1 protein-coding gene is annotated in these 1,976 nt (G+C 70.7%); it reads right to left on the reverse strand.

Features of this window, described 5'->3' with window-relative positions; genetic code table 11:
• On the reverse strand, positions 1-1,907 hold a 1,907-nt coding region (locus tag ACWDCZ_RS40840; RefSeq protein ID WP_449818654.1), incomplete at its 3' end, for a condensation domain-containing protein.
• Positions 1,908-1,976: the final 69 nt, after the last annotated feature.

Here is a 1,976-nt window from a genome sequence, read left to right on the forward strand (position 1 = left end):
CCCGACACCGTCCCCGCCGGCACCGGACCCCCACCACCACCCCACCCCGACACGACCAACTCACGCTCGCCACCCACCAACACCTCAACCGACCCGACCAACTGCTCCGGATCCGCGACCATGGCGGTCAACAGCGAACCGAGACGGCGGCCCAGCACCTCCACCGTGCCGTGGTCGAAGAGGTCCGCGGCGTACTGCAGCTCCACCTGGATCCCACCGGGCGTGCCATCGGCAGCCCAGGCCTCGGTGAAGGCGAAGTTGAGGTCGAACCGGGCCGGAGCCGTGTCGAAGGTCTCCGATTCCAGGGTGATGCCCGGGAGTTGGAGGCTTCCCTCGCTGTTGTTCTGCAGGACCAGCATCACCTGGAACAGCGGATGCACCGAGGCGGAGCGGACGGGGTTCAGCTCCTCGACCAGCCGCTCGAACGGCAGGTCCTGGTGGGTGAACGCCGCCAGATCCGTGTCCCGGACCCGGCCCAGCAACTCACCGAAGGTCGGCGCACCCGACACATCCGTCCGCAGCACCAGCGTGTTCACGAAGAACCCGACCAGCTCGTCCAAGGCCTCGTCCGAACGCCCCGCCACCACCGTGCCGATGGGGATGTCCGTCCCCGCGCCCAGGCGCGACAAGAGGGCCGCCAGGCCCGCGTGCAGCACCATGAACAGCGTCACGCCATGCCGACGCGCCAACCCCTCCAACTCCGCGTGCAGCTCCGCGTCCAGCCCGAACTCCACCAGACCACCCGCACGCGAACCCACCCCCGACCGAGGCCGGTCCAACGGCAGCGCCACCTCCTGCGGCGCATCCCGCAACACCTCCGACCAGTACGCCAACTGCCGCTCCAGGACCCCACCCAACAGACCCTGCTGCCACAACGTGTAATCCGCGTACTGCACCGGCAACGGCGACCACTCCGGAGCAACCCCCGCCAACCGAGCCCGATACGCCGACGCCACCCCCTCCCACAACGGCTCCATCGACCAACCGTCACTCGCGATGTGGTGCAAGGTCACCACCAGCACCGACCCGCCCTCGGCGACCGTGAACAACACCACCCGTACGGGCAGATCGGTGGACAGGTCGAACGGCGTGAACGCGGCCCCGCGCACTGCCTCGTCGAGCGTGTCGCTCCCGCACTCCACGACCGTGAAGGGCACCTGGACGTCCTGGGCGGGCAGGACCAGCTGACGCGGCCGGCCGTCGACCGCGGGATAGACCGTCCGCAGCGCCTCGTGCCGGCCGACCACGTCACCGATCGCCGCGCGGAGCGCCTCGACGTCCACCGATCCGTGCAGGCGGAACGCGAACGGGCTGTTGTACGTGGCGGAAGCGCCTTCGAGCTGGTCGAGGAACCACAGCCGCTGCTGGGCGAACGACAGCGGCAGCACCTCCGGACGCTCACCCGCCACCAACGCCGGACGCGCCGGGCGGCCCTCCTTCAGCTTCTCGGCGACGCCGACGACCGTGGAGGCGTCGAACAGGTCGCGGATGCCGAGTTCCGCGCCGAAGGTGCTGCGGATCCGGCTGATCAGCCGGGCCGCGAGGAGCGAGTGCCCACCCAGGGCGAAGAAGTCGTCGTCGATCCCCACCGACGGCAGGCCCAGCAGCTCCGCGAAGATGCCGCAGAGCAGTTCCTCCTGCACCGAGCGCGGTGCGCGTCCGCCCGGCTCGACGGCGGTGGCGGCAGGTGCGGGCAACGCGCGCTGGTCCAGCTTGCCGTTCGGCGTGATCGGCAGCGCCTCCAGCACCACCACGGCCGACGGCACCATGTGGCGCGGCAGACGCTTGACCAGGAAGTGACGCAGTTCCGCCGCGTCCACGTCCCGACCGTTCACCGGGACGACGTAGCCGACCAGGCGCTTGTCGCCCGGCCGGTCCTCGCGTGCCACGACCGCGGCCTGCGCCACCGCCTCGTGCCCCAGCAGCACCGCCGCGACCTCACCCGGCTCGACCCGGAAGCCCCGGATCTTCACCTG

It is taken from the genome of Kitasatospora sp. NPDC001225, assembly GCF_053597855.1.